General features: G+C 59.6%; 29 protein-coding genes. 15 read left to right on the top strand and 14 right to left on the bottom strand.

Annotated elements, in window-relative coordinates:
• The first annotated feature begins 66 nt into the window (after nt 1-66).
• From ACQR3R_RS13345 to ACQR3R_RS13330, 4 genes are all read left to right on the top strand, one after another.
• Nucleotides 67-729, top strand: a complete 663-nt coding sequence (locus tag ACQR3R_RS13345) for a methyltransferase domain-containing protein (RefSeq protein WP_428272767.1) — start codon at nt 67-69, stop codon at nt 727-729.
• Between the two features lie 123 nt (nt 730-852).
• Nucleotides 853-1,986 carry a ribonuclease D gene (gene rnd, locus ACQR3R_RS13340; RefSeq protein WP_428272765.1) on the top strand — a complete coding sequence of 378 codons (1,134 nt, stop codon included), beginning with the start codon at nt 853-855 and terminating at the stop codon, nt 1,984-1,986.
• A complete protein-coding gene (locus ACQR3R_RS13335) occupies nt 1,983-2,276 on the top strand; it encodes a YcgL domain-containing protein (RefSeq protein ID WP_428272763.1) in 294 nt (97 codons plus the stop codon). Before rnd ends, ACQR3R_RS13335 begins: the two co-directional genes overlap by 4 nt.
• 120 nt (nt 2,277-2,396) lie before the next feature.
• Nucleotides 2,397-3,329, top strand: a complete 933-nt coding sequence (locus ACQR3R_RS13330) for an NAD(P)-dependent oxidoreductase (RefSeq protein WP_428272761.1) — start codon at nt 2,397-2,399, stop codon at nt 3,327-3,329.
• Nucleotides 3,330-3,445: 116 nt separating this feature from the next.
• On the opposite strand, the gene ACQR3R_RS13325 is transcribed toward ACQR3R_RS13330, so the two are convergent.
• The gene (locus tag ACQR3R_RS13325) at nt 3,446-4,039 is read right to left on the bottom strand and encodes a nitroreductase family protein (protein WP_428272759.1); all 594 of its coding nucleotides are present in this window, start codon (nt 4,037-4,039) and stop codon (nt 3,446-3,448) included.
• Nucleotides 4,040-4,204: 165 nt separating this feature from the next.
• Between ACQR3R_RS13325 and ACQR3R_RS13320 the strand changes: the two genes are divergently transcribed.
• The gene (locus tag ACQR3R_RS13320) at nt 4,205-4,654 is read left to right on the top strand and encodes a YcgN family cysteine cluster protein (protein WP_428272757.1); all 450 of its coding nucleotides are present in this window, start codon (nt 4,205-4,207) and stop codon (nt 4,652-4,654) included.
• A gap of 20 nt (nt 4,655-4,674) precedes the next feature.
• On the top strand, nt 4,675-5,904 hold the full coding sequence (locus tag ACQR3R_RS13315; RefSeq protein WP_428272755.1) for a hypothetical protein: 1,230 nt from the start codon (nt 4,675-4,677) through the stop codon (nt 5,902-5,904).
• A gap of 27 nt (nt 5,905-5,931) precedes the next feature.
• Here ACQR3R_RS13315 and ACQR3R_RS13310 read toward each other — a convergent pair whose 3' ends face one another.
• The 5 genes from ACQR3R_RS13310 to ACQR3R_RS13290 form a co-directional block, all read right to left on the bottom strand.
• Nucleotides 5,932-6,309 carry a YgaP family membrane protein gene (locus tag ACQR3R_RS13310; RefSeq protein WP_428272753.1) on the bottom strand — a complete coding sequence of 126 codons (378 nt, stop codon included), beginning with the start codon at nt 6,307-6,309 and terminating at the stop codon, nt 5,932-5,934.
• Nucleotides 6,310-6,389: 80 nt separating this feature from the next.
• Nucleotides 6,390-6,860 (bottom strand): TrmH family RNA methyltransferase, encoded by a 471-nt coding sequence (locus ACQR3R_RS13305; protein WP_428272751.1) that lies wholly within the window; start codon nt 6,858-6,860, stop codon nt 6,390-6,392.
• A 116-nt stretch (nt 6,861-6,976) separates the two neighbouring features.
• Complete coding sequence (locus ACQR3R_RS13300; protein ID WP_428272749.1) at nt 6,977-8,401, bottom strand: efflux transporter outer membrane subunit; 1,425 nt, start codon at nt 8,399-8,401, stop codon at nt 6,977-6,979.
• Nucleotides 8,385-9,551 (bottom strand): efflux RND transporter periplasmic adaptor subunit, encoded by a 1,167-nt coding sequence (locus ACQR3R_RS13295; RefSeq protein WP_428272747.1) that lies wholly within the window; start codon nt 9,549-9,551, stop codon nt 8,385-8,387. Before ACQR3R_RS13295 ends, ACQR3R_RS13300 begins: the two co-directional genes overlap by 17 nt.
• Nucleotides 9,541-12,777, bottom strand: coding sequence for an efflux RND transporter permease subunit (locus ACQR3R_RS13290; RefSeq protein WP_428272745.1), 3,237 nt, complete (start codon nt 12,775-12,777; stop codon nt 9,541-9,543). Before ACQR3R_RS13290 ends, ACQR3R_RS13295 begins: the two co-directional genes overlap by 11 nt.
• Nucleotides 12,778-13,001: 224 nt before the next feature.
• Here ACQR3R_RS13290 and ACQR3R_RS13285 point away from each other — a divergent pair, with 224 nt between their 5' ends.
• On the top strand, nt 13,002-13,406 hold the full coding sequence (locus ACQR3R_RS13285) for a PA0061/PA0062 family lipoprotein (protein WP_428272743.1): 405 nt from the start codon (nt 13,002-13,004) through the stop codon (nt 13,404-13,406).
• A gap of 29 nt (nt 13,407-13,435) precedes the next feature.
• On the top strand, nt 13,436-13,846 hold the full coding sequence (locus ACQR3R_RS13280; protein ID WP_428272741.1) for a PA0061/PA0062 family lipoprotein: 411 nt from the start codon (nt 13,436-13,438) through the stop codon (nt 13,844-13,846).
• 140 nt (nt 13,847-13,986) lie between these two features.
• On the opposite strand, the gene ACQR3R_RS13275 is transcribed toward ACQR3R_RS13280, so the two are convergent.
• The 6 genes from ACQR3R_RS13275 to ACQR3R_RS13250 all read right to left on the bottom strand — a co-directional run bounded on the left by ACQR3R_RS13275 (nt 13,987) and on the right by ACQR3R_RS13250 (nt 18,330).
• The gene (locus tag ACQR3R_RS13275; RefSeq protein WP_428272739.1) at nt 13,987-15,378 is read right to left on the bottom strand and encodes an ATP-binding protein; all 1,392 of its coding nucleotides are present in this window, start codon (nt 15,376-15,378) and stop codon (nt 13,987-13,989) included.
• Nucleotides 15,356-16,039 carry a winged helix-turn-helix domain-containing protein gene (locus tag ACQR3R_RS13270; RefSeq protein ID WP_428272737.1) on the bottom strand — a complete coding sequence of 228 codons (684 nt, stop codon included), beginning with the start codon at nt 16,037-16,039 and terminating at the stop codon, nt 15,356-15,358. The genes ACQR3R_RS13275 and ACQR3R_RS13270 overlap by 23 nt, the downstream gene beginning before the upstream one ends.
• A 125-nt stretch (nt 16,040-16,164) precedes the next feature.
• Nucleotides 16,165-16,374, bottom strand: a complete 210-nt coding sequence (locus tag ACQR3R_RS13265; RefSeq protein ID WP_428272735.1) for a hypothetical protein — start codon at nt 16,372-16,374, stop codon at nt 16,165-16,167.
• Nucleotides 16,375-16,512: 138 nt separating this feature from the next.
• On the bottom strand, nt 16,513-17,022 hold the full coding sequence (locus ACQR3R_RS13260) for a hypothetical protein (protein WP_428272733.1): 510 nt from the start codon (nt 17,020-17,022) through the stop codon (nt 16,513-16,515).
• Nucleotides 17,023-17,223: 201 nt separating this feature from the next.
• A complete protein-coding gene (locus ACQR3R_RS13255) occupies nt 17,224-17,595 on the bottom strand; it encodes a YajD family HNH nuclease (protein WP_111450808.1) in 372 nt (123 codons plus the stop codon).
• A gap of 48 nt (nt 17,596-17,643) precedes the next feature.
• Nucleotides 17,644-18,330, bottom strand: a complete 687-nt coding sequence (locus ACQR3R_RS13250) for a spermidine synthase (RefSeq protein WP_077046469.1) — start codon at nt 18,328-18,330, stop codon at nt 17,644-17,646.
• A 92-nt stretch (nt 18,331-18,422) separates the two neighbouring features.
• On the opposite strand from ACQR3R_RS13250, the gene ACQR3R_RS13245 reads away from it, so the two are divergent.
• Complete coding sequence (locus ACQR3R_RS13245) at nt 18,423-18,710, top strand: hypothetical protein (RefSeq protein WP_428272730.1); 288 nt, start codon at nt 18,423-18,425, stop codon at nt 18,708-18,710.
• Here the strand turns inward: ACQR3R_RS13245 and ACQR3R_RS13240 are convergent.
• Together ACQR3R_RS13240 and ACQR3R_RS13235 are read right to left on the bottom strand one after the other, a co-directional pair.
• Entirely contained in the window at nt 18,707-19,180 is a 474-nt protein-coding gene (locus ACQR3R_RS13240) for a cyclic nucleotide-binding domain-containing protein (protein WP_428272728.1), read from the bottom strand. The two genes, ACQR3R_RS13245 and ACQR3R_RS13240, sit on opposite strands and share 4 nt — an antisense overlap.
• Before the next feature lie 92 nt (nt 19,181-19,272).
• Entirely contained in the window at nt 19,273-21,366 is a 2,094-nt protein-coding gene (locus ACQR3R_RS13235) for a prolyl oligopeptidase family serine peptidase (RefSeq protein WP_428272726.1), read from the bottom strand.
• Between the two features lie 106 nt (nt 21,367-21,472).
• Here ACQR3R_RS13235 and ACQR3R_RS13230 point away from each other — a divergent pair, with 106 nt between their 5' ends.
• The 6 genes from ACQR3R_RS13230 to ACQR3R_RS13205 all read left to right on the top strand — a co-directional run bounded on the left by ACQR3R_RS13230 (nt 21,473) and on the right by ACQR3R_RS13205 (nt 25,779).
• Complete coding sequence (locus ACQR3R_RS13230; protein WP_428272725.1) at nt 21,473-21,961, top strand: hypothetical protein; 489 nt, start codon at nt 21,473-21,475, stop codon at nt 21,959-21,961.
• Nucleotides 21,962-21,993: 32 nt separating this feature from the next.
• Nucleotides 21,994-22,770 (top strand): class II glutamine amidotransferase, encoded by a 777-nt coding sequence (locus ACQR3R_RS13225; RefSeq protein ID WP_428272724.1) that lies wholly within the window; start codon nt 21,994-21,996, stop codon nt 22,768-22,770.
• Between the two features lie 11 nt (nt 22,771-22,781).
• Nucleotides 22,782-23,324 carry a DUF2937 family protein gene (locus tag ACQR3R_RS13220; protein WP_428272722.1) on the top strand — a complete coding sequence of 181 codons (543 nt, stop codon included), beginning with the start codon at nt 22,782-22,784 and terminating at the stop codon, nt 23,322-23,324.
• Nucleotides 23,325-23,402: 78 nt separating this feature from the next.
• Nucleotides 23,403-24,155 (top strand): 5-oxoprolinase subunit PxpA, encoded by a 753-nt coding sequence (locus ACQR3R_RS13215; protein ID WP_428272721.1) that lies wholly within the window; start codon nt 23,403-23,405, stop codon nt 24,153-24,155.
• On the top strand, nt 24,152-24,856 hold the full coding sequence (locus ACQR3R_RS13210; RefSeq protein ID WP_428272720.1) for a carboxyltransferase domain-containing protein: 705 nt from the start codon (nt 24,152-24,154) through the stop codon (nt 24,854-24,856). The genes ACQR3R_RS13215 and ACQR3R_RS13210 overlap by 4 nt, the downstream gene beginning before the upstream one ends.
• Nucleotides 24,853-25,779: a 5-oxoprolinase/urea amidolyase family protein gene (locus tag ACQR3R_RS13205; protein WP_428272719.1), complete on the top strand. Its 927-nt coding sequence runs from the start codon at nt 24,853-24,855 to the stop codon at nt 25,777-25,779. The genes ACQR3R_RS13210 and ACQR3R_RS13205 overlap by 4 nt, the downstream gene beginning before the upstream one ends.
• The last annotated feature ends 47 nt before the right edge of the window (nt 25,780-25,826 follow it).

The raw sequence follows: 25,826 nt of genomic DNA, 5'->3' as shown, positions 1-25,826 counted from the left end.
ACTTAATTTTCACGCGTTGGCCGCTACCCTGCGGTTCGGTAAATACTCCAACAAGAGCCACTGCACATGCCCGCCCAGCCCCCATCAGCCATCGAGCTTGAGTTCGCCCGGCGCTATGACCAGGAACATGCTCGCGTCTGCCTTCAACCGCGACCGCGCGGTCTGGGCGGGCGCCTGGCGTTCTGGCGCGACGAGCAACTGGTGCGCAATGCGCTGAAAGTTGCCGGCGAACCTGGCCTGATCCTCGATGTGGCCTGCGGCGCCGGGCGGTTCTGGTCGGTGCTGGCGGAACACACGAATCGGGTGATTCTCGCCTCGGATCCGTCCCAGGAGATGCTCAACCATGCGCAGACCCATCATTCGCCGAGCCTGCTCAAGCGGATCAAGACCTTTCAGAGTTCGGCGTTCAACATCGGCTTGTCCGCCAATGCGGTTGACTGCATTTTTTGCATGCGACTGTTTCAACATATAGCCAACCCGGAACATCGTCTGGCGATGCTTGGCGAGTTTCATCGTGTAAGCCGCGACACGGTGATCGTCGCAGTGCGCATCGGCGCACGCTTCAAAGGTCGGCGCACCCGCGCAGAAGGGGCTGCGGCTCAACATCTGACGAGCAGGGTTGTGGTTGAAGCCGAGTTCCGGCAGGCCGGCTTCAGCTTGCTCAGCCATCAGGACTTCCTGCCGGGTTGTGCCCGGATGCGGGTCTACGTCCTTCGTAAGGCGAGCTAACCTCCGCTTGTCAGACATTTCTTGCCGTCGGGCAGGTGTTTTCGCTAAAGCTCTTGTTCAGTGGATGCGCGGAAATCGCCGGGGGCGATATATACTGCGCGCCATTCTTCAAGGGAGAGCCGTGTGGCCATCGATATTCACTGGATTCGCGACAACGATAGCCTCGGTCAGTTTTGCGCCGAGTGGCAGCAGCTGCCATCCGTTGCCCTCGACACCGAATTCATGCGGGTCGACACTTTCTACCCGATCGCCGGCCTGATTCAGATTGGCGACGGTGTACGCGCCTACCTGATTGACCCGTTGACCATCGACAATTGGCAGCCCTTGGCCGCGTTGCTGGAAAACCCGGCCGTGGTCAAAGTGGTGCACGCGTGCAGCGAAGACCTCGAAGTATTGCTGCGCCTGACCGGTAGCCTGCCGGCGCCATTGTTTGATACCCAATTGGCCGCTGCGTACCTGAACCTCGGTTTTTCGATGGGCTATTCGCGGTTGGTGCAGGAAGTGCTTGGCATCGACCTGCCCAAGGGCGAAACCCGTTCCGACTGGTTGCAGCGTCCGCTGTCCGACACCCAAATCAGTTATGCCGCTGAAGATGCCTTGCACCTGGCGGAAGTTTTCGTACGCCTGCGTCCCAAGCTGTCTGACGAAAAATACAATTGGGTGCTGGAGGACGGTGCCGAGTTGGTGGCCAACCTGCGCCGTGAAGTCGACCCTTACGAGGTTTACCGCGACGCCAAACTGGCCTGGAAACTCTCCCGCGCCCAACTCGCTGTGCTGCGCGAACTCTGCGCCTGGCGTGAGCACGAAGCCCGCGCCCGTGATCTGCCGCGCAACCGCATCGTACGTGAACACGCGTTGTGGCCGTTGGCGCGGACTCAACCGGACAACCTCGGCGCATTGGCAAAAATCGAAGACATGCACCCGCGTACCGTGCGTCAGGACGGCGAATTTCTGCTTGATCTGATCAAGCGCGCAGGCAGTGTGTCGCCTGATCAATGGCCACCAGCGGTGCCGGAGCCATTACCGGTCGATGCCGCTGTGCTGGTCAAGCAGTTGCGGGCGATCGGCCAGGCCGAAGCCGAGCGTCTGAACATCGCGCCAGAACTGATGCTGCGCAAGAAAACCCTGGAAGCGCTGCTCAAAAGCGGCTTCCCGATGGGCCCTTATCAATTGCCTGATTCGCTGCGTGGCTGGCGCCGCGAATTGATGGGCCAGGCGTTGTTAGACAGCCTGGCTACCGCCGGAGAACAGCCTTGAAACGTATTTGCTCCATCTACCGAAGCCTGAAGAAAAACGAGATGTACCTCTATGTGCTTAAAAGCGATGCACTGGAGCGCGTCCCGGAAAGTCTGATGGCGGCCTTCGGCAAACCGCACCACGCTTTCGACCTGGTGTTGACGCCCGAGCGCAAGCTGTCTCGCGAGGACATCACGCTGGTGCTGGAGAACCTTGAAAAGCAGGGCTATCACCTGCAAATGCCGCCGGCTGAAGATGAATACATTGAGCATCTGCCGGAAGAATTGTTGCGCCGCAACGATCCGATGTAAGCGGCAGACAGGTTCTGTTCAGAGCCACAATGAAATACTGGAATGATTTTGGCGTTGGTCAGGACGACGGAGCGATACTCCGTCGACGGCCATCTGCACTGTTTTTGAAAGGTTTGAACCATGCGCGTTCTGATAGCTGAACACGACCACCCTGTGTATGCCCAACTGTTGCGTCAGGCGGCTCCCGAACTGGAAGTGCTGACCAGCGGCGATTCCGCTGAACTGGCCAGCCACGCCGCAGATTGTCCGATCTGGCTTGGCCAGCCGGATTTACTGGCGACCCTGCTGCGTCAGGGGCACCAACCGCAATGGCTGCAGTCGACCTGGGCTGGCATTACGCCGCTGTTGGCTGACGGCTTGCCACGGCACTACCGACTGACCCGCGCAGTGGGGATTTTCGGCCAGGTCATGGCTGAATACGTGCTCACCTACATGCTCGGTCACGAGCGCGAAGTGCTGCCGCGACTGGTTAGCCAGGTCGAGCGCAAATGGGACAATCGCCTGGGCCAAAGCCTGGCAGGGCGCAAAGTGTTGATCGTCGGTACCGGCGACATCGGGCAGACGGTGGCGCAGTTCCTGTTGCCGTTTGGCGTCGAGTTGTATGGCATCGCCAGTGAAGCCCGCGAGCAGGCACCGTTTATCGAAGTCGCGGCCCTGGCCGACTTGCCGCGTTTGGTCGGTGAAGTGGATTACGTGATCAATCTGCTGCCCAATACGCCGACAACCCACGATCTGTATGACGCAGCGCTGTTCAAGCAATTCAAGCCGACCGGGTTGTTCATCAACGTTGGGCGCGGTGTCGCAGTGGTCGATGCAGATTTGGTGGAAGCCTTGAAAGAGGGGCATCTGGCCGGCGCAGTCATCGACGTTTGCCGTCAGGAACCGTTGCCGCAACGTCATCCTTTCTGGACGGCTTGGGGCTTGTTGCTGACCGGTCACAGTTCGGCGCCGACGTCACCGACGATGATGGTGAACCTGTTCGTCGAGAACCTGCGTGCCTATGAGGCGGGTCAAGCGCTGCGCGGGGAAGTGGATTTCAATCGCGGTTATTGAATGCACGCGTCTAACTGTGGGAGCGAGCCTGCTCGCGATGATGTGTCAGTTGTCGTCAGTGTATCTGACACACCATCGCGAGCAAGCTCGCGCCTGAAGAGGTAGCGCAGCGTGGCTTACAGGCTGAAGTCGCCTTCAGCCGCCAACTCGCTCAGCGGACGGCGCGGGCTTGGCGCTTCACGTGCCTGCAGGTACTCCGCCAGCGTCGCTTTGTCACCCAACTTGCCCACCGCCACGGCGGCGTGCAGCGCATAACCTTCAGGAATGTTCAGCTCCTTGCGGGTCAATTCCTGGTCGAAACCGGCCATGCCGTGGGTATGCCAGCCGCTGATGCTCGCTTGCAAGGCCAGATGACCCCAGGCCGAACCCGTGTCGAACGTGTGCCAAAGGGCCGGTGTTTCTTCGGTTGCGCCAGGTGCAGTGAACGTGGTCTTCGATACCACGATAATCAGTGCCGAGGCATGTTGCGCCCAGCTGCGATTGAACTCATTCAGCAAACCCAGGTAACGCTCCCAGTTCGGCGTATCGCGGCGCGCATACAGGAAACGCCAAGGTTGCGAGTTGTACGCCGATGGCGCCCAGCGCGCCGCTTCGAAGAAGCTCAGCAAGGTTTCTTCCGGGATGGCTTCGCCGGTAAACGCGCGAGGCGACCAGCGATCAGTGAATTGCGGGTGGATGGCGTAATCGGCAACGCGTGGATTGGCGCTCATGCGGAGTTCCTTGCTACGTTTTAAGAAGTGGGGACGACGCAAAACCCTACTGGGCGGCGCGTTAACTGACAAGCACGTTCTACCGGCAGTCGCCAGTGCTTGGCCCGCGGGCCTCTGCGCACTAGACTGGCGGCCTTTTCATTACCTGATGTTGATGCTTGAGCCATGGTTGCCAAAGTCGAACCGTTCTGGATGCGCAAAACCCTCGATCAGCTCGATCCACAGGAATGGGAATCGCTGTGCGACGGTTGTGGCTTGTGCTGTCTGCAAAAGCTTGAAGATGAAGACGACAACAGCGTCTATTACACGCGCATCGCCTGCAAATTGCTGGACCTGAAGACCTGCCAGTGCACCGATTACCCTAATCGCCGCGACTTTGTGCCCGATTGCATCCAGCTCACGCCGGGCAAGGCCGATGAGTTCAAATGGCTGCCGCCGACCTGCGGTTATCGCCTGGTCAGTGAGGGCAAGGATTTACCGCACTGGCACCACCTGGTGAGCGGGGATCGCGATGCAGTGCATCACGAACGAATTTCACAATCCGGGCGCATGCTGGCCGAAGGCAGCGTGGCCGAAGACGATTGGGAAGATCACCTGATTTTCCGTGCGGGTTAACGTTTCACCAAGGAGAGTGTATGGCTGTGGGATGGCGGCTGGCGTTGGGCGTCGGGTTGTTGGCCTTGAGTTCTTCGTTATGGGCGGCGAAGAAAGTTGATCTGGATTATCACGTGCGGCTTTTTCCACAAAGTGATCAGGCTGAAGTGCGGTTGACCCTGGCCCAGGGTTCAGCAGTGCGCAGCCTGGATTTCGATTTGGGCGACGGCAGCCATTACAGCGACTTCAAGGCCGATGGCCAATGGCAACTGACACCCGGCGCTCACGCACGTGGCGTGTGGCGTCCGGCCGCCGACAAGGCCAGCCTGACTTACCGCGTGCGCGTCAGCCATGCCTTGAAGAACGGCAGCTTCGACGCGCGCATGACCCCGACGTGGGCGTTGATGCGCGGCGATGACCTGGTGCCTGCGGCCAAACTCGACCAGCAGGACGGCATCGAGTTGGTATCACGCCTTGAATTTGAATTGCCCGCCGGCTGGAAGAGCGTTGAAACCGCCTGGCCGCGCATCGGCAAGAACAAGTTCCGGATCAATAACGTGTCCCGGTTGTTTGATCGGCCGACCGGTTGGATGCTGGCCGGCAAACTTGGCAGTCGCCGTACGCGCCTGGGGGAAACCGAAGTCACTGTCGCCTCGCCTCAAGGCCAGGGCATGCGCCGCATGGACGTGCTGACACTGCTCACCTTTGTCTGGCCGCAGGTGCAAGCGGTGTTTCCCCGTCATCCAAGCAAACTGTTGATTGTCGGCGCCAGCGATCCGATGTGGCGCGGCAGCCTAGCCGGCCATGAGTCCATCTACCTGAACACGCGAATGCCGTTGGTCAGCGAAAGCGGCAGTAGCGCGTTGGTGCGTGAATTGGCCCAAGTGTTCGGGCGGATCAACGACAAACAGCGCAGTGACTGGATCAGCGAAGGTTTTGCTGAGTACTACGCCATCGAACTGGTGCGCCGCGCGGGTGGCATGAGCGATGAGCGCTTTGAGAGTTTGAACAAGAAGTTGACCAAGGACAGCCAGAAGGTCACCACCTTGCGTGGCGAACAGATTAGCCCGGCACAGATTTCGAAGGCTGTGTTATTGCTTCAGGATCTGGACCGCGAGATTCGCTTGAAGACCCGCAACAAGCGTTCGCTGGACGACGTGCTGCGCGCAGCGATGCACTTGGGAAGCATCGATACCAAGGAATTCGTCCAGCTCAGCGAAAGCGTGATCGGTGAATCGTCCACCGTCCTTGGTACCGAGTTGCTTCATTAATACCGCGCTCGCGAGCAAGCCTTTAGATCAAACCGAGGCTTTAGGCGACTTCAAGGAATCATTGCCCGTCACCGTGGCAGTCTTGGTCGCCGATTCGGCGTTCGCCTTTAATTGGCTCAGCTCTTCACCGGCGCGTTGAATTTTCGCCCGCACGTTGTTCATGTCCTGACGGCTCTTTTCCAGCAGGCTCTTGGCCGAGCTGTGCCCGGTAATGCCGCGCGCCAGCGCCACACCGCCAATGGCGACCTGAATAAGCCCGAATACGCCGCCGCGACGCAGGCCTTTGCCCATCATCAGCACGCCCCCGGCCAAGGAACCAATGCGTTCCCAGCCGTGTACGTTCTGATCCGGATAGGTCTGAAATGGGGTGGATTCGATGCGCTCTACGCGTTTGAGTTCGCTCATGATCTGTCTCCAGGCTTCAAGAATGGATAATTAAGCTGACTGCCAAAGCAGGTGGCTTGTTCCATCGAATGTGCGGTGGTTCAGCGGAATTTCGGTCCCGAGCGGGTGTTCAGGCCTTTGGCCATCCGGTCGTAAAGCACCACGTTGACGGTGGCCGCGAGGTTCATGCAGCCAGTGGTCGGGATGTAGACCACGTCTTCACACCAGTCACGAATCTCTTGATCCAGCGTTCCATCTTCGGGGCCGAAGATGTACAGCGCACGGTCCGGGTGAGTGTATTCGGGCAATGAGCGGGCACCTTCGACCAGCTCCACCGCTACGGGTACACACCCCAGAGGCAGGATCTTTTTCAGGTCGTCGATGCCAATCAGCGGAATGTCGTAATGGACGCGTTTGGTGTCCGTTACGAAGTCGGCGGCACGTTCATATCGCTTGCCGGTGTAGAACACCGAAGCCACGCCGTAGCAACCGGCGGCACGCATCACCGAGCCGACGTTCTCCGGTGATTTGGGGTTATACAAACCAATGCAGCTGTACCGTTTATCTGCCACGAGCGGGGTGCCTTCGGGTAAAAGAGCGCGATTATACGGAGATTCACTTCGGGTCGTCAGTTTTGGGATTGGCGGTGCTCTGGATCCGCCCCCAATCCCACAGGGTTACAGCGATGTCAGCGACCGCTGCTCCAGCCTCCGCCCATGGCGACCATCAAACCGACACTGGCCTGCAACTGCCGGGTCCGCAATGTCTGTAATCGACGCTGGGCCTGCAACGCCGAGGTTTGTGCGGTGACCACGTCCAGGTAATTCACCGCGCCGGCTTCATAGCTGTTCATGGCCAGTGTTTGAGTGTGCTGCGCTGCGCTGACGGCGGCTTGTTCATCCAAGGCTTCCTGTTGCAGGTCGCGCAGTTGACCCAGGTTGTCTTCGACTTCACGCACCGCCCGTAGCACCTGACTGCGGTAATGCGCGGCTGCTTCTTCGAATTCGGCTTTGGCTTGGCGCTCGTTGGCATCAAGCCGTCCGCCATCGAAAATCGGCAGGTTGACCAGCGGCCCGAGTGCCCAGTAGCGATTACCGGCCGCCAGCAGATTGCCGCTGCCGGCGGTTTGCCCGCCAAGCAGGCCCGTCAGGCTGAAGTCCGGGTACCACGCGGCACGGGCTACACCGATCGATGCGTTGGCAGCAAACACCCGGCGTTCGGCCGCCGAGATGTCCGGCCGGCGTTGCAGCAGGGTACTGGGCAACTCATTGGGAACTTGAGGCAAGCCCAGCACCGAATGGCTTGCCGGCAACTGAAACACGCTCGCCGGTTCGCCCACCAGCTCACCCACTGCATGTTCGGTCAGGTTGCGTTGCGCGCGCACTTCGTCCAGTTGCGCTCGGGCCTCGGCCAATTGACTCTGCGCGCGGGTCAGGTCCAGTTCTGATGCGATGGCGCCTTGGTAGCGGTCGCGGGTCAGTTGCAGGGCCTGGGTGTAAGCATCCAGAGAACGGGTGAGAATTACTTGCTGGGCATCCAGGCCATCGAGCTGGATGTACAGCGTTGCCAGCTGTTGTTGCAGGCTCAATCGGGCGGCGGCCAGATCATCCCCCGACGCTTGGGCTTGCGCGTCACCGGCCGCCACCTGGTTACGAATTTTTCCCCACAGGTCGAGGTCGAAGTTCAATGCAAAACCTGCGGTGTTGCTGCTGTAGACCGAGGGCTGATTGCTCCCGCGTAACGGTTTGCCGTCCGACTGGCGTTGTCGCACTGGCTGGGCGCTGGCAGTGATTTGCGGGAACAGCCCTGCATGCAATTGACCGGCATACGCTTGTGCAGCATCAAAGTGTGCAAGCGCCGCCGCGAGGTCCGGGTTGGCCTGTAACAGACGCTGCTGCAGCTCGTTCAGCTGAGGATCTTGATACAACTGCCACCATTGCCCGGGCAGTTGCTGGCCGGAACTCGCCAAATGCCACGGCCCGTCGCGGGTGTGTTCGCGGTACTTCGCAGGCAAATCAATGCTGGGCGCCTTGTAGGTCGGGGCCAGTGAGCAGCCCTGCAGGAGCAGCGCCACCGTCAGTGCTGCGGCCAGTGGTTCAAGCCTTGGGAACATGAGCACCTCCGGCGTCGGCCAGTTGCACCGCATCGCCTTCACGTAACGCATCGGGCGGGTTGTCGACGATGCGGTCCGCAGGCTTCAGACCCTGGTCGATGACCAGGCGCTCGCCCAAGTCCAGGCCGATATGAATATCACGCAGATGGACGTGGTTGGCCGGGTCGAGCACCGCGACCTGAGTGCCTTGCGCCCGGAAGATCAGCGCACTGGCGGGAATGCTGACACCGTGGGTATCCGCCGGAATTTGCAACGTGGCCTCGGCATAGTCACCCGGCAATAAGGCGCCGTCCGGGTTGTCTGCGATAAATTGCGCAAGCAAGGTGCCAGAGCGGCGGTCGACCGCGGTGGAGTCACCTACCAGCCGCGCACTGAAATGTTGGCCCGGGTGTTCCGGTACCACCAATTGCGCCAGCATGCCGGGGCGGATCACGCTGGCGTAGTTTTGCGGCACCGGTACATACAGGCGCAGTTGATGGGTGTCGGCGATGTCGAACAGCTCGGGATCGCTGTCGTTGTCAGCTTTGATCAACTGGCCGATATCGGTGTTGCGCGCGGTGATGGTGCCGGCGAACGGCGCCCGAATGGTTTTGTAGTCTTCCAGCGCCGAAAGACGAGCGTAGTCCGCCGCCGCAGCCTGCGCATTGGCCTTGGCGGCGGCCGCGTTGGAGCGTTTTTCGTCAGCCTCCTGACGAGACACCGAATGCGTCGCCAGCAAGTTCTGCCAGCGTGTCGCGGTGGTTTCGGCGAGGCGCGCATTGGCCTGTTCCTGAATCAGCCGCGCATGGGTTTGAGCCACCTGTTGATCAAGGTCCGGACTGTCTATATCCGCCAGTACCTGGCCGGCTTTTACCTGTGTACCGATGTCAGTCTTCCAGTCCTTCAGATAGCCGCTGACCCGGGCGTGGATCGGCGCTTTACTCCAAGCCTCCAAGTGCGCCGGCAACCGCAGGCTGTCGCCGTGCACGTTCTGTTGTGGCTGGAACACGCTGACCAACGGCATAGCCGCGGTTTCGGTCCAGGCCGCTACCGCGTTTTCATGGCGAGTGCGGGCGGCCAGGCCATTGGCAACCAGCAGTGCGGCCAGTGTCAGGCCACCGATGCCCACCAGCATCAGGCGCTTGCGCGAAGGTTTTTGTTCAGTCGACATGGGTGCTTTCTCCAGCAAAATTTTCTTCAACAGCAGTGCGAGATGAATGACGTCCATGGACCAGGCTGAAAACCACGGGCACAAATAACAGGGTGGCGGTGGTGGCGAGGATCAGGCCACCGATGACCGCTCGGCCGAGCGGCGCGTTCTGCTCCTCGGACAGTGCCAACGGCAACATGCCGATGATCATTGCCAGGGCGGTCATGCACACCGGGCGAAAACGGGTGTAACCGCCCTCCAGTGCGGCCTTCAGCGCATCGCCATGGTCCGCCAGGCGCTCCCGGCAAAAGCTCACCACCAGAATCGAGTTGGCCGTCGCCACGCCCATGCACAGAATGGCGCCGGTTAGGGCCGGCACTGATAACGAGGTACCACTGAGGAACAGCATCCACACAATGCCGGCGAGGGCGGCGGGCAGGGCCGTGATGATCACGAACGGGTCGACCCACGACTGGAAATTGACCACGATCAGCAGGTAAATCAGCACCACGGCACCCAGCAGGCCGAAGCTCAGGCCGCTGAACGCTTCGTGCAGGGCATCGATTTGTCCATGCAGGCTGATCACCGCACCTTTAGGCCGCAACGAGGCCGTGTCGTCGAGGATTTTCTGGATATCCCCGGCCACACCGCCGAGGTCACGGCCCTGCACGTTGGCGTACACATCCAGGGTCGGCATGATGTTGTAGTGGCTGACGACAGCAGGGCTCTGTACCCGCGAAATACTCGCCACACCGCCGAGAATCTGCGATTGCCCATCACTGCCGGTCACCGGCAAGGCCTCTAGCGAGGGCAGGCTGTCGAGGCGATATTGTGGCGTGGCCGCGACCACCCCGTAGGAAACGCCATTGGCCGGGTTCAGCCAGAAGGTCGGCGCCGTCTGCGAGCTGCCGGCCAGGGAGGCGACCATGCTGTTGGTGACATCGCGCTCGGTGATCCCCAAACCATTGGCGCGCAGCCGATCAACATTGACCTGCAGCGACGGATAACCGGTGGATTGCTGGATACGCAGATCTGCGATCCCGGTGACATGCTGCAGGCGTCGCTCCAGCTCTATGGCATACGCGCGGTTGGCGTCGCCGTTGGGCCCGGAGATCTTCACGTCCAAAGGTGCCGGTGCACCGAAATTGAGGATCTGGCTGCTGATGTCGGCAGGAAGAAAGGCAAAGTGGCTGCCGGGAAAACTGTCTGGCAATGCTTCGCGCAAGCGTTGCACGTAATCGGCGGTGGGGCTGTGATCGGCCTTCAGGGTGACCTGGATATCCCCGTCCTGTGGGCCAATTGTGCCGCTGTTGCTGTAAGCCATGTCGATACCGCTCAGCGGGATGCCGATGTTGTCGACGATGGTGTCCAGTTGCGCAGCCGGAATCACTTCACGAATTCGTGCCTCGATCCGGTCGAACGCCGCCGCGCTTTCTTCGATGCGGGTGCCTAAAGGCAACCGCACGTGCAGCGCTAGCGCACCGGCGTCAGTCGCCGGGAAAAAATCCTGGCCAAGGCTTGGCAGCAGCGCGAAAGAGGCCAGTACACAGGTCAGGAAACCCAGTAGAAACCGCTTGCGGTACTCCAGGGCCAACTCAAGCAAGCCGTAATAGGCATCGCGCAGGTTTGAGAAGCGTTGTTCGAAACCCTGCTGGAAATTCAGCACTCGTTGCAGGAGCGGATGGCGTGGTGTGCCGTGTTGTTCGCCTTCGTGATGGTTAATGAATTGATCTTCCGGATGATGCCCGGGGCCTTGTTCAGGCACATGCGGTTTAAGCAGGAACATCGCCAGTGTCGGCACCAGCGTGCGCGAGAGAATGAACGAGCTGGCCATGGCAAAAATCACCGCCAGCGCCATCGGGCGGAACAGGTAACCGGCGATTCCCTGCAGCAGGAACATCGGCACGAACACGATGCAGATGCACAGCAACGAAACGAAGGCCGGACCGACGATTTGCTTCGCGCCATCAAGGATCGCGGTCTTCACCGCTTTGCCTTGCTCCAGATGCCAGTTGATGTTTTCGATGGTTACCGTGGCATCGTCCACCAGAATGCCCACCGCCAACGCCAGCCCGCCCAGCGTCATCACATTGAGGGTCTGGCCGGTGGCCGCCAACAGCGCGATGGCCGACAGCACGGCCAATGGAATCGAGGCCGCGATAATCAGCGTGGAGCGCCAACTGCCAAGAAACAGCAGGATCATCGCGCTGGTCAGCAACGCCGCGATGATGCCTTCCTTGGCCACGCTGCCCACCGACTGCTTGACGAACACCGAGGCGTCGCCCAGCAGTGAAGTCTTGAGCGAAGGCGGCAGTGTTTCGTTGATGCGCGGCAACATCTGCCGAATGCCGTCGATGATCGACAGCGTGGAAATATTGCCGTTTTTCAGCACCGGCATCAGCACCGCGCGACGACCATCGACCCGCACGATATTGGTTTGCGGCGGCGAACCGTCACGCACGTGGGCGACCTGGCCGATGGTGATCAGCGCACCATCCACGGTTTTGATCGGCAGGTCGTTGAGTTCATCGATGGCTTTGGGGCTGTTGTTCAACAGCACCGTGTATTCATTAGGCCCAAGCTTGGCAGTGCCCACCGGAATGATCTGATTTTGCGCGGCCAGTGCATTCCCCACGTCTTGTGCGGAAAGCCCCTTAGCAGCCAGCGCTTGTGGGTCGAGGTCGAGGGTGATCTGGCGCTGTTTGCCACCCATCGGCGTGGGAATTGCCACCCCCGGCACCGAGGTCAATGGCAGGCGAATGCTGTTCTGTACCAGGTCGCGGATTTTCGCCTCCGACAGCGTCGGACTGGAGAACGCCATTTGCAAAATGGGCACGGTCGAGGCGCTGTAGTTGAGGATCAGCGGCGGCGTGATACCCGGCGGCATTTGCTTCAGTACCGTCTGTGAAACGGCTGTGACCTGGGCATTGGCCGTGCGGATATCGACACCCGGCTGGAAGAAAATTTTGACGATGCCCATGCCCGGCAGCGATTGCGACTCGATGTGTTCGATGTCGTTGACCGTGGTGCTCAGCGAACGCTCATAGGTGTAGATCACTCGCCCGGCCATGTCTTGCGGCGACAGACCGTTGTACTGCCAGACCACGGCGATCACCGGAATGCCGATGTCGGGAAACACATCGGTGGGCGTGCGCAAAGCCGCCATCGGCCCGATGATGCAGATGAAAATTGCCAGCACGATAAACGTGTAGGGCTTGAGCAGTGCAGTCTTTACCAGCCCGAGCATGCCGTAAACCTCCGAGGTGTTTAATTGCAAACCTCGGCAGTCTTGCGTTTGTTACTTAAAGATTTGCCTTCAGCAGAATGAAGAATCTTTTAACGATTATCTGAAATTCGTTTCATGCGGATTCATTTGTCCGAACCGCGCAGCCTCGCCACTCTGCACCTCAAGCCGATAGCCCACCGTCACTCCAGGCGGCGGCCTCGGCGCCTGATTGCGAGGTGTTTTCGATGCTGTGTAAATCGCTGTTGATGGTCTCGGGTTTAAGTCTTGTGTGTCTGTTATCAGCCTGTGCAGGGCCGATGCCTGCGGCTGATCCGAGCGAAGCCTGGATTGGCCTGCAACCCTCTGCCAGTAACGACTTGCTGGCGGAAAAAATTGACGGTCAGCGCGTTAACGACGGTCGCTATTTTGAAGTCGGACCGGGCGCTCATCAATTGGACATGACACTGATCAGTGGCGCTGACGGCAACTCCAGCGACCTTAACTGCATGGGCCGACTCGACTACGCCAACTTCAAGGCCGGTGAGCATTATCAGGTCAGCGCTTCCAGCGAAGGCGAGACGGCCAGTTTCAGCCTGATGGATTCACACGGCAAACAAGTCGCGCAAAGCGACAGCTTCCAATGCTCGTAAGTCGGTTTTTTCGAATAAAGGATCATTCAATGATGCTTAAACATTTGCTGTTGGTTCCCGGCCTGAGTGTGGTCTGTTTGTTGTCCGCCTGCGTGGGTCCGATGCCCCAGCCCGATCCTGCGCTCGCCTGGATCGGCCTGCAGGAAGAAGCACCCAACGACATGTTGGCGGAAAGAGTGGACGGCAAGCGAATCGAAGACGGTCGTTATTTTGAGGTGGCCCCCGGCGCGCATGACCTGGACGTAACGCTGTTCGAAAATCCGATGGGTGATTCAAACCAGGAAGATTGTTCCGGCAAGGTCCATTACAACCAGTTCAAGGCCGGCGAGCATTATCAATTGGTGGAGTCGAGCCTGGGTGAGGAAGTCAGCGCACGCCTGGAAGATTCGCACGGCAAGCAACTGGCGCAGACCGCGGACTTCCAGTGCATGCCGGGTTAATCCGACGCCGCCATCGCTGGCAAGCCAGTCTCCTACGGTTCGGTGGTGCTCGCCGGGATTGATGTCATCAACACGGATCCGTAGGAAACCGGCTTGCCGGTGATGGCGATTTCACGGACGCCATCGCTGGCAAAACGGGCTCACAGCGTGAGCATGGCAGGGCGGCACTCCAGAGTCATTCGCGTGCCGCCTTGCGCACGATTACCGACCTCCAGTTTGAACCCGTGCAAGTTGATGATGGCGGCCACGATCGACAGTCCCAATCCGAAACCGGTCTGATGTCGGGTGTCGTCGCAGCGATAGAACCTTTGGAAGATGGCGTCGCGTTCGACGGCAGGAATGCCTGGGCCGGAGTCCAGTACCTCGATTCGAGTGCTGCCAGCTTCATTGATCGCCCGCAGGATGACTTCACCGCCCGCAGGGGTGAACTTGATCGCATTGCTCAGCAGGTTCGCCAATGCCTCGAACAACAATGCACGATCGCCGTTCAGCGTCGGCAGTGAATCGGCGCGCTGCAAGCGCAACCTCAGGCCTGCTTCCTCGGCGAGCGGCAGGTAAAAGTCATACACCTCGTCCAGCAACGACAGGGGGTCGAGCTGCACGAAGTCAGCGCGACGCTGATGATCTTCCAGTTCGGAGATGCGCAACAGGCTGCGAAAGCGCGCCATCAAATTGTCTGCTTCAACGATGACTTTATTCATCTGCGCGGCTTGCGACGAACCTTCGCCTGCCTGCTGCTGAATCCGGTAGAGCTGGGTTCGCAGACGGGTGAGGGGCGTGCGCAAATCATGCGCGATGCTGTCGCACACTCCTTTGACTTCGTTCATTAGTCGCTCTATGCGTTCGAGCATGGCGTTGACGATGGCGGCCAGCATGTCCAGCTCATCGCGCCGGTCGGACAGCGGCAGTCGATGAGTCAGGTTGCCGGCGACAATCGATTCGGCACTGGCCTGGATCGCTCGAATGCGCCGCAACGGACGCCGGCGTAACAGCTGCCAGCCGGCAATGCCGGGAAGAATGGTCAGCGATATTCCCCAGAGCAACGCATGCCAGATGATCTGCGTGACCGCCAGCAACGAGCCGTTGTCCCGGACCAATACCAGCCATTGGCCGCTATGGGTTTGAGTGGCCACGGCATCGCAACTGGACTGCGGCAGCAGCGGGTCATCGGAGTCCACGCAGGTGCCGAGCTCATGGATTTTTCCGTCCAGCGGCAGGTGCGCCGGAATACTCTTGATCGCGCCGTACAACGGTTTTTTCTGACTGTCGAACAAACCAAAGGCGTCCACGGTAGGCATGTCGAACTTCATGTTGCTGGTCAGGGCTTCGACCAGTTGCTCGCCGTGCAGGCGAGAAAACAAATGCTGACGTTGCATCAGTGAGTGCCGAGCCAGATTGTTCATGTAGCCGGACACTTCGTAATACAGCCCACCCATGAGCACGCAACTCCAGAGCACAAACAACGCGCTATACAGCGCCAACAAACGGCTGGTCGATGAACTCCAACCCTTAGAGGGGTTCAGCAATGACATAGCCCGAGCCCCGCATCGTCCGAATCAAAGGCGTCTGGCCGGGCGGGTCGATCTTCTTGCGCAAACGGCCAATGTGCACATCGATCAGGTTGGTGCCGGGGTCGAAGTGGTAGCCCCAGACCTCTTCGAAAATCATCATCCGCGAGAGGATTTGCCCCGGGTTGCGCATCATGAACTCCAGCAGTTTGTACTCGGTGGGCAACAAACTCAGCGGTTGATCGGCGCGATGGGCCTCGTGGGTGATCAAGTCGAGTTCCAGGTCGGCCACGCGCAGGGTGGTCTCGAAGGCACTGACGGGACTTTTGCGTCGCAATAAAACCTCCACGCGCGCCGCCATCTCGTCGGTAGCGAAGGGTTTGGACAGATAGTCATCGCCGCCGGCACGCAAGCCGCGCACACGTTCATCGACGTCGGAGAGGGCGCTGATCATCAGGATTGGCGTCGCCACGCCAATGGCGCGCAACGTGGTGACGATGGCCAGGCCATCAAGCTCGGGCAGCATGCGGTCGAGCGTGATCAGGTCGTAATTGCCACTGACCGCACTCACCAGGCCCTCACGGCCATTGTCCACCCAATCCACTTCAAAGCCGTGGCTTTGCAACTCCGTGACGATTTCCGTGGCCGTCACGGCGTCGTCTTCTATGGTCAAAATACGTGGCATGTTGGTTACCTGACAGAGTTGCGAATGTCAGGATTTTGCCAACAAACGTCGCCGTACTTTCTGATGAAAGTTTCATCCTCGCGGCAACGCAATTGGGCTAGGCGCAGGTGGACAACAGACGATGCCTATGCGGTAGGCAGCAGGGCTTTGAGCTTGTCCATCATGGCGCTGGCGGCGTCATTGACCCTGGAGTTCGCGGGCTCTTTACTCGCGGAACCGTCGGTGTCTATGCCGGAGAGAATTTCCGCAAGATTATGGAAGTGCCCGTCCTTTTTCTTTTCGTCGGTGCCTGAATCAACCTTGCCGTAGTTGTTCAGCGCGTCTTGCAACGACATGTGCTGGGACAGCCATTGAGCCGTGTTTTTTTCTTCAGGGCCGAGGTTGTCGAGAAAATTCAGCGCCGCTTTTGCGCGTCCGACCGGGTCATTGGCGAACGGATCTTTCCAGTTTTTTTTCTGGTCATCGGGGCCGCTTTAGTAACCGGATGCCAGTCGGGCCTGCTGCTGCATCAGGGCTTTGGCGGCGTCTTGCTCATCCTTGGAAAACTGGCCACCTTCGTTGGTGGCGACAGCATTCAGCGAGCGCCGATCCAGGTCACCCATCAGCGCATTACGATCTTCAACGCTAGCGTTGTAAGGCTTATTTCCCGCCTTCATTTGCGCGTATTTTTCATCCATGCGTTTACGGGCATCGTCGGCCACTTGCGCGAAGGTCTTGTCCTTGGAGCTGGACACCGCGCCCGGCTGAGTGACGCCCAACACCAATGCGTCCGCATTCATGCCCTGGCGAACCGGGAAGAATGGCGCGTTGTTGGTAATCGAGCCGCTGTAGTCGGTGGATGTTTTGGAGAGGCTGACCGAGTCCGCTGTGTTCGCAGTAGTTGCGGTTTGGTCGGCTTGCGCGGCGCTGGCGTTGGCTTTTGGCTCGGCAGCAACGCTGTAGACCGCCATGGCGGCGGTATTGAAGCTTGAATTGATGTTCATCCGCTACGCCTGTCCGCGAGTATGTATTGATACTGATACATCGCAAGAACAGTGCCATCAAGGCTAATGGCACTTACCGCCGTTGGTTTGTAACGGTTTTGATAGATTGGGGCGCAGTCAGGAAGAAGCGAAATTGGCCGGCGGCGGCAGATTCTCGCCGCCGACGTCCAAGGCTTGCCGTTTGACGTTGGGCGTTCGGGCCTAGTCTTCTTTTTTCATCAAACCCGCCAACGCCGCAAACGGGTTGTGCGTGGCCTTGGCAATTTTCGGGCTGCTGAGCGAGCCTTCGCCGAAATACTGCTGATCGGTGTACCGCGAGTGTTCGTTGTCGTGGCAATACAGGCACAACAACTCCCAGTTCGAGCCGTCCTGCGGGTTGTTATCGTGGTTATGGTCGCGGTGATGCACGGTCAATTCGCTGAGGCGCTTGCCGGAAAACTCACGGGCACAGCGGCCACAGACGTGCGGGTACATCTTCAGGGCCTTGTCGCGGTAACCCATTTCCTTGTCGCGCTGGTTGTCGGCAAGGATGCGGTCCAGCTTCGAGGTGTTGGTCGGTGTTGACGAACTCATGGGTTCACCTTTGTAAAAGACTAATGACGGTTATCAACTGAGTTTAGCTCAGCCCTTGAGCTTCTCGGCAATCCAGATGGTATGACGTGTGCCCTTGTTGCCATGGGCGAAGACCTGTACTTCTTCGGCTTTGAAACCGGCCTTTTTCAGTTTGTCGGAAAACTGCCGATCAGCGCTGGCAGACCACACGGCCAGCACGCCTTTTGGCCGCAACGCTTTGGCGCAGGCACTGAGGCCGCCCGCGGAATACAGCCAACTGTTAGCCTTTTGGGTCAGGCCTTCCGGGCCGTTGTCGACGTCGAGCATGATTGCATCAAAACCTTGCGGTTCGGCTTGCAACACCTTGGCCACGTCTTCCATACGGATCACCGTGCGCGGGTCGAGCAACGGATTACCTGCCTTTTCGCCGAGCGGGCCACGGTTCCACTCCACGACGCCGGGCACCAGTTCGGCAACCACCACTTCAGCGGTTTTGCCCAAATGCTTGAGCGCGGAGGCGAGGGTAAAACCCATGCCCAAGCCGCCGATCAGCACCCTGGAGTTCGGCCGGCCGGCGACTTTTCGACAAGGGATTTCGGCCAGAGCATCTTCAGAGCCGTGCATGCGGGTGTTCATTAACTGCCCGCCATCGCCGCCCTGAATCTTGATGACGAAGTCCTCGCCATACTCGAACAGGCACAGGGCACCGCCATTGTCAGGAATGGGAGTGGTGTCGAGCAGAACGAAACGTTTCATGGGGCTCTCTTGAGAAGAATTGGCATTGGGGAGGGCAAACACGCGCAGTTGGGAGTAGCCTGCGAAAAACCACGAGGCTAACGGAGCCATTGATGAAGCGCACCATTCTAACGGTCATTGCCTTGGCCGCGCTCTCGATTACTGCGACGCAGGCGCAAGATTTGCAAACCATCCCGACCAGTCCGGCGCCGATGTCCGGTTCACCGGGCACCGCCACACCGACGCCTTACCCGCAGATCACCCCGACCAGCGTCCCTAAAACCGGGCCGGGCAACGGCGGCCCGGCGTTGGCGCCGATTGAAATGCCCAGCCCACCCAAGGACCAGACCTTGCCGGGGCTTGAGCAAAACAGCACCAAGGTCAAGTCACCCGGCGGTTAAACCTGCTGCGAGAGCAATTGTCCGTCAGCCATGCGTAAGCGTTTTGACAGGGAAACGGCCAGGGCGCGGATGATTTTTGCGGCGATTTTAGGGGCGTCGTTGAGCATTTTTTCCAGCGAATCCTTGCCCAGGTTCAGTAACTGGCAATTGCTGGCGGCCACGCAACTGGCGGAGCGTCGTTCGCCGTCGAGCACGGCCATCTCGCCGAATGCCCGGCCGCTGCGCAGGGTGGCCATCGTCACCCGTTGCCCGTCGCTATTGGTCTTTTGAACCGCCACCTGGCCGGTGTGGATGATGCACATGAAACTGCCGGCATCACCCTCGTGGAAAATCTCTTCGCCTTCGGCCACGGTGCTGATGCTGAAGTAGCCCGATGCCGCTGCAAAGTCGGCCGGCAGTAATTGATCGAACAGGCCGCAGTCCATCAGCCAGTAGCGAATTTCGTTGTTCAGTAAGGTCAGTTCTGACATGTCGTCACAGTCTTTTTCTTGTGGTCTGTTGCGGGTTTGGTTCGTGCGGGCCCGGTGCCTGGTCTTATGACCGGGTCACCGGGCCAAGTTCCTCAGGCAATGCCCAAAACCTTAAAAACAAATGCATATTCGAGCGCTACGTCACGCAATCCTTGATATCGACCGCTCATCCCACCGTGGCCAGCGCCTAATTCGGTCTTGAGCAGCAGGGGATTGGTGTCGGTTTTGGTGGCTCGCAATTTTGCCACCCATTTGGCAGCCTCCCAATATTGCACCCGACTGTCGTTGTAGCCAGCGATCACCAACGTCGCAGGATACGCCTGGGCAGTCACGTTTTCGTAGGGAGCATAGGCCTTGATCCGCTCGTAAACCTGCGGTTCCTGAGGGTTACCCCATTCGTCGTATTCGGTCACGGTCAGCGGCAAGTCCGGGTCGAGCATGGTGTTCAGCACATCGACAAACGGCACTTCGGCAATCGCGGCAGCAAATAAGTCCGGGCGTTGATTGAGCACGGCACCGATCAGCAAACCGCCGGCACTGCCGCCGCTGATCGCCAATTGCGAAGAAGTCGTGAAACCATTGGCGATCAGGTGTTCAGCGCAGGCGATGAAGTCGCTGAAGGTGTTGTGCTTGTGTTCCTGTTTGCCGGCGCGATACCAGGCTTCGCCCAACTCGCCACCGCCACGCACGTGCGCAATGGCAAACGCCACGCCCCGATCCAGCAAGCTCAAACGTGCATGGGAGAACCATGGGTCGAGGCTTTCGCCATACGCACCGTAGCCGTAGAGATACAGCGGCGTCGGCTTGCCCAGTGCTTCGCGTTTGACCACCAGGCTGATCGGCACTTGCGTTCCGTCTGGCGCAGTCGCCCACAAGCGCTGGCTGACGTAAGCATCGGCATCGAAGGGGCCGAGCACCGGGGTTTGCTTGAGTACTGTCTGCTCGCCAGTGGCCAGATCCAGCTGCCGGATCTGCGCCGGACGGTTCAATGCTTCATAACGCAGGCGAATCTTGTCGCTGACAAATTCAAGACTGTTTTGCACGTGCAGGCTGTAGGCCGCATCCGGCAGTTGCACGCGGTAACTTGCAAGGTCTTGCGGGTGAACTTCGATGATCGGCAAACCGCCGGCTCGCAGACTAAGCGTCATGGCCGAGACGTTCAGGCTCATGCCCTCGATCATCGTGGTGTCGCTGTGTGCAATCAGGTTTTGCCAGTCAGCTTCGGTCGGTACAACGCCCGTGTCCACGGCGTGATAGAGCGCGAAGTTGATGCCGTCGCGGTTGGTGCGGATAAACCAGTTCCATTCGCCATTCAGTGCGCCGTGGTCGACGTCGTATTCATGCTCTTCAACTCGCGGGGCCAGGCACGTAAATGCCTGGTGCGGTTGCGAGGCGTCGAGTGCCCACACTTCGCTCGTGGTCTTGCTGCCCAGTGACAGCAGCAATTGCAGCTCTGAACTTGAGCGGTAGCAATGCAGGAAGAAACGGCCGTCCGGCTCATGGAACACTTCTTCGGCTGCCGTGCCGTCCAGTCGATAACGAAACAGTTTGTGCGGGCGGTGAGTGTCATCCAGTTCCGCGAAGAACAGCGTCAGGCTGTCGTTGGCCCAGGTCATGCTGCCGTCGCAATCCTCGAACTCGAGTTCGCTGACTTTGTCGTTGGACAGTTCCTTGACAAACAGCGTGTAGATTTCATCGCCCGTGGCATCAATGCTGTAGGCCAGCCGCTGATGATCCGGGCTGATGCTGAATGCACCCAGCGAAAAGAAGCCGCCGTTGGCCAGTGCGTTGGGGTCCAGCAATAGTTGTTCGAGGTTTTCATCCAGTTGCAAACTGTCATCGGCCGGGCGCGGACAACGGTAGTGACGCGCATACTCGTCGCCGGCGGTTGTACGCGTGTAATACAGGTACGGACCCCACGGGGAGGGCAGCGACAGGTCGGTTTCTAGGATCCGGCCCTTGATCTCCTCGAACAAGGTTTCGCGCAGCGCAGCCTGATCGGCGGTTTGCGCTTCTTGGTAGCTGTTTTCGGCCTTCAGGTAATCGAGCACCGCAGCGGTGTCGCGCTCCTGTAACCAGGCATACGGGTCAGGACCTTCAGCCCTTCGGGCAATTGGAGCGTCGCAAACGTTGTTGGATACGGGCATGAAGGACTCTCGAACGATGGACGGAATAGGGCTTTGCATGCCCGTTCCTACAGGAGTTAGGCATCACAGCTCAGTATTGGGACAAGCCTGAAGTGTGAAAAGTCGTTACTATAAGCGCCTCTTTGCCTGCCTTGCCATGGACACCATGACCGAGAACGACTATCTGATCGCTTGGGGCCTTTACGCCTTTGCCGCTTTAGGCTGCCTGTTGGTGTGGATGCGCCTTACCCGCTGGATGTGGCGCTGGCTGCGTGAGCCACTGCGGCTGCTGGTTGCCGTGTTGCTGTTCAGCCCGACCATCATCGACCCGGTGAAGGAAAAAGTTGCCCCGGCCATCGCAATCACGGCCCTGGACCTTGCGTTCAAAGTGGGTAACAACGCTTGGCGGGCGATTTCCGACCTGTTCATGTACAGCATGATCGCGTTTGGCATCTACCTGGTGTTCGTGGCGATCCGCTTCCCGATCGAGCGCGCGTCCAACGCTCGCAAGGCCCAGGCGGCTGCTGCGAAAGCTGCGGCGCGGGCCGACGAACGGGACGACGATCAACCCTTCGGCGGTGCCGGCGATGATCGTTATGGTCGTCCGCCTGTCCCGAGTAATCCTCAGCGCTCGCGGGTCGAGCCGCGGTTGTAAGCGGGTCCCTGCCTTTCATCGAGAGTCCGAGCATGTGTGAGTTATTGGGCATGAGCGCCAATGTCCCTACCGATATTGTGTTCAGCTTCACCGGGCTGATGCAACGCGGCGGCAAAACGGGCCCGCACCGCGACGGTTGGGGTATCGCCTTCTATGAGGGCCGCGGGCTGCGGCTGTTCCAGGACCCGGCGGCGAGCAGCGAGTCTGAAGTCGCAAACCTTGTGCAGCGCTATCCGATCAAGAGCGAAGTGGTCATCGGGCATATCCGTCAGGCCAACGTCGGCAAGGTCTGCCTGTCCAACACCCATCCTTTCGTGCGTGAGCTGTGGGGGCGCAACTGGTGTTTCGCCCACAATGGCCAGTTGGCAGACTTTCAACCGACCACCAGTTTTTACCGACCCGTTGGCGACACCGACAGCGAAGCGGCGTTTTGCGACCTGCTGAACCGTGTCCGCGCTGCATTCCCGGAACCGGTCGAAGTTGAAGCATTGCTGCCGGACCTGGTAGCGGCTTGCGCCGAATACCGCAGTAAAGGCGTGTTCAACTGCTTGCTCAGCGACGGTGATTGGCTGTTCTGCTATTGCTCGACCAAACTCGCACAAATCACCCGTCGTGCACCGTTCGGGCCCGCGCGTTTGAAGGATGTCGACGTGATCGTCGATTTCCAGGCAGAAACCACACCCAATGACGTCGTCACGGTGATCGCCACCGAACCACTGACTGAAAACGAAACCTGGACCCGCTACGAACCGGGCCAATGGAGCCTCTGGCGACGCGGCGAATGCGTCAGCCAGGGCAAGACCGAATAAGGACTTCCACCATGTTGCTCAGTTATCTACGGCTGGTGTTGTTCGCGGCGGGCCTGTTGATTGGCGTTCAGGTGCCAGGTTTCATCAGCGATTACGCCAAGCGCATCGAAGCGCATCTGATTGAGGCGCAGGCTGGCCTGAGCGGCTTCCAGGGCACGGCGAACCAGTTTTTCAAAGGTGATATGCAGGCGCTCGTCGCCCATTACCGCGCGAGCGACGACCCGATCTTTCGCAGTGACGCCGACAGCCTGAGCAACCTGCTGACCCGTCAGCTGGCGCTGGATAAACAGTTCCAGGCAATGCAGGGCCCGTGGTACATCCGCTTCCTGCAAGTTGCGCTGGCAGCCGATCCGGATATTCGCAAGGAAACCTGGAACGGCTACAGCTATCAGATTCTGCTGACGCCAGAAGCGATGATCTGGGGCATGAGCGGCGCCTTGCTGCTTTCGTTCGGCATTGAATGCCTGTTCCGGTTGATCGACTGGGTGGTGCTGGGCGGCAAACGCCTGCGCCAGAGCCGGCCGATTGAAGATCGGGATGTGCGAGGGTTGTAACGTCGACAAGCGCGCTCTCTTGGCGAGAAGGCGCTTGCGCAGTACCTGCTGATACAACGCGACTCAGGAGTGTTCACCATGACCCGCCTGCTTTTGAACTGCGACATCGGCGAGAGCTTTGGTAGCTGGACCATGGGTCTGGACGCCGAGGTCATGCCCTTCATCGATTGCGCCAACATCGCCTGCGGCTTCCATGCCGGCGACCCGGGCATCATGCGCAAGACCGTCAGCCTGGCCTTGAGTAACGGCGTGAAGATCGGTGCACATCCGGCCTATCAGGACCTGGTGGGGTTTGGCCGTCGCTCCATGGTTTACTCCGCTCAGGAGCTTCAGGACCTCGTGCATTACCAGATCGGCGCTCTGGACGGCATCTGTCGGGCTCAGGGCACGCGGGTCAGCTACGTCAAACCGCATGGCGCGATGTACAACGACATGATGGCCAACCCGGCTCAATTGCGTGCGGTACTGCAGGCGGTGGCGGCCTATGACCGCAGTTTGCCGTTGATGCTGATGGCCACTCGCGACAACAGCGCTGCTCAATTATTGGGCGACGAATATGGCGTGACCTTATGGTTTGAAGCGTTTGCCGATCGAGCCTACGACAGCGCCGGCAGGCTCGTCTCTCGGCAACTGCCCGGGGCCGTACATCACGATCCGGAAAAAATCATCGGGCAAGCACTGACCATCGCGCGGGGCGGCAACCTTGTCGCCAGTGACGGCAGTGACTTGTTGTTGCGGGCCAATACGCTCTGCGTGCATGGCGACAATGCGAGTTCGGTGGCTGCCGTGCGGCGGATTCGTGAAGCGCTTGATCAGCAGAGTGCCCCATGAAACCACGGTTGGAAGTGGTGGCAGTGGATTGCCTGATGGTGCGGTTGTTCGATGAGATCAGCGAGGACAACATGCCGTGGATGCTCGCTGCCAGCGATGGCCTGCGTGCAGCGTTCGCCGGGCACCTGATCGATCTGGTGCCGTCCTATACGACGTTGATGGTGCATTACGATTTAAAGGCCTTGAGTCCGGCTCAGGCACGGGAGCTGATCAGCCGGGCCTTGATCGGCTTGACGCCTGGCGCCAGCTCTCAAGGCAAGTGCCACGTGCTACCGGTCTGGTACGACCTGAGCGTCGGCCCCGAATTAAGCCTGTTGGCTCGGCGCAGTGGGTTCGCCATCGACGAAGTGATCCGCCGCCACAGTCAACGCGAGTACCAGGTATTTGCCCTGGGCTTCGCGCCGGGATTTGCATTCATGGGGCTGGTCGATGAAGTGCTGGCGACGCCGCGCCTGGATACTCCACGCAAAAAAGTCGCCGCGGGCAGCGTGGGGATTGCCGAGCGGCAGACCGCAGCCTACCCGGTTGTGTCTCCCGGTGGCTGGAACCTGATCGGCCGTACTGCGGCCAAATTGTTCGACCGTGAGCGCGATGGCTACAGCCTGATGCAACCCGGCGATACGGTTCGCTTCGAAGCGGTCAGTCACGCCGAGTTCCTCAACCTGGGCGGTGATGACACGCCACTGGAGGCACAGGCATGAGCCTTCTGACGATTGAAGCGAGCACGCCGTTGTGCCTGTTGCAGGACGCGGGCCGGTTCGGTGTACGGCATTTGGGCGTGACTCAGGGCGGGGCGCTGGATTGGCGTTCGATGTCGTGGGCGAACTGGTTGCTGGGCAATGCGCTGGATGCCCCGGTGATCGAAATTACTCTCGGCGGGTTCACTGTGGTCGCGCAAGAGGATTGCGTGCTGTCGCTGGCGGGAGCGGACCTCGGTGCCCTAGTGGACGGCGAGGCGCTGGCGCCATGGCGCAGTTTCAGGCTGAACAAAGGTCAGTGCTTGCAACTGACTCGGCCGCTACTGGGGGCTCGGGCTTACCTGGGGGCACCCGGTGGGTTTGATGCGCCGAAGGTATTGGGCAGCAGTTCAACCGTGGTCCGTGAGGCGCTTGGCGGGCCGGATGCAATGGGGCGGGCGTTGGCCAAGGGCGCGCCGTTGAGTTATCAGGGCAGCTCGCTGTTGCTGCTGCGGGAACTGCCCTCGGCACATCGACCAGATTTCCACGAGAACAAGCCGTTGGACCTGGTATTGGGCGCGCAGATCGGCGAGTTCAGTGGGCAGAGTTCGTTCGACGCGTTCAATAATGTCTGGACCCTGGACAGTCGCGCGGACCGAATGGGCATGCGCTTGCTGGGAAAGGCGCTGGAGTACCAGGGCAAGCCGATGATCTCCGAAGGCATCCCGCTCGGCGCCGTTCAGGTGCCGCCGGATGGCCAGCCGATCGTATTGCTCAATGATCGGCAGACCATTGGCGGGTATCCGAGACTGGGAGCGTTGACGCCCTTGGCGTTGGCGCGTCTGGCGCAGTGTTTGCCGGGGGTGAAGGTGCAGTTGCGACCCGTGTTGCAGGAGGCGGCGCATCAGGAGCAGCTGGCGTATTTGCAGCGGTTCGTAAAGCGCTAAAAGCTTCGCGAGCAAGCCCGCTCCTACATTGATCCAGTGTACGACGC

The sequence above is a fragment of the Gordonia sp. IEGM753 genome (assembly GCF_050321825.1).
Classification (GTDB): Bacteria; Pseudomonadota; Gammaproteobacteria; order Pseudomonadales; family Pseudomonadaceae; genus Aquipseudomonas.
Note: the sequence above shows the minus strand (reverse complement) of the source record. Positions and strands in the feature narration are given on the sequence as shown.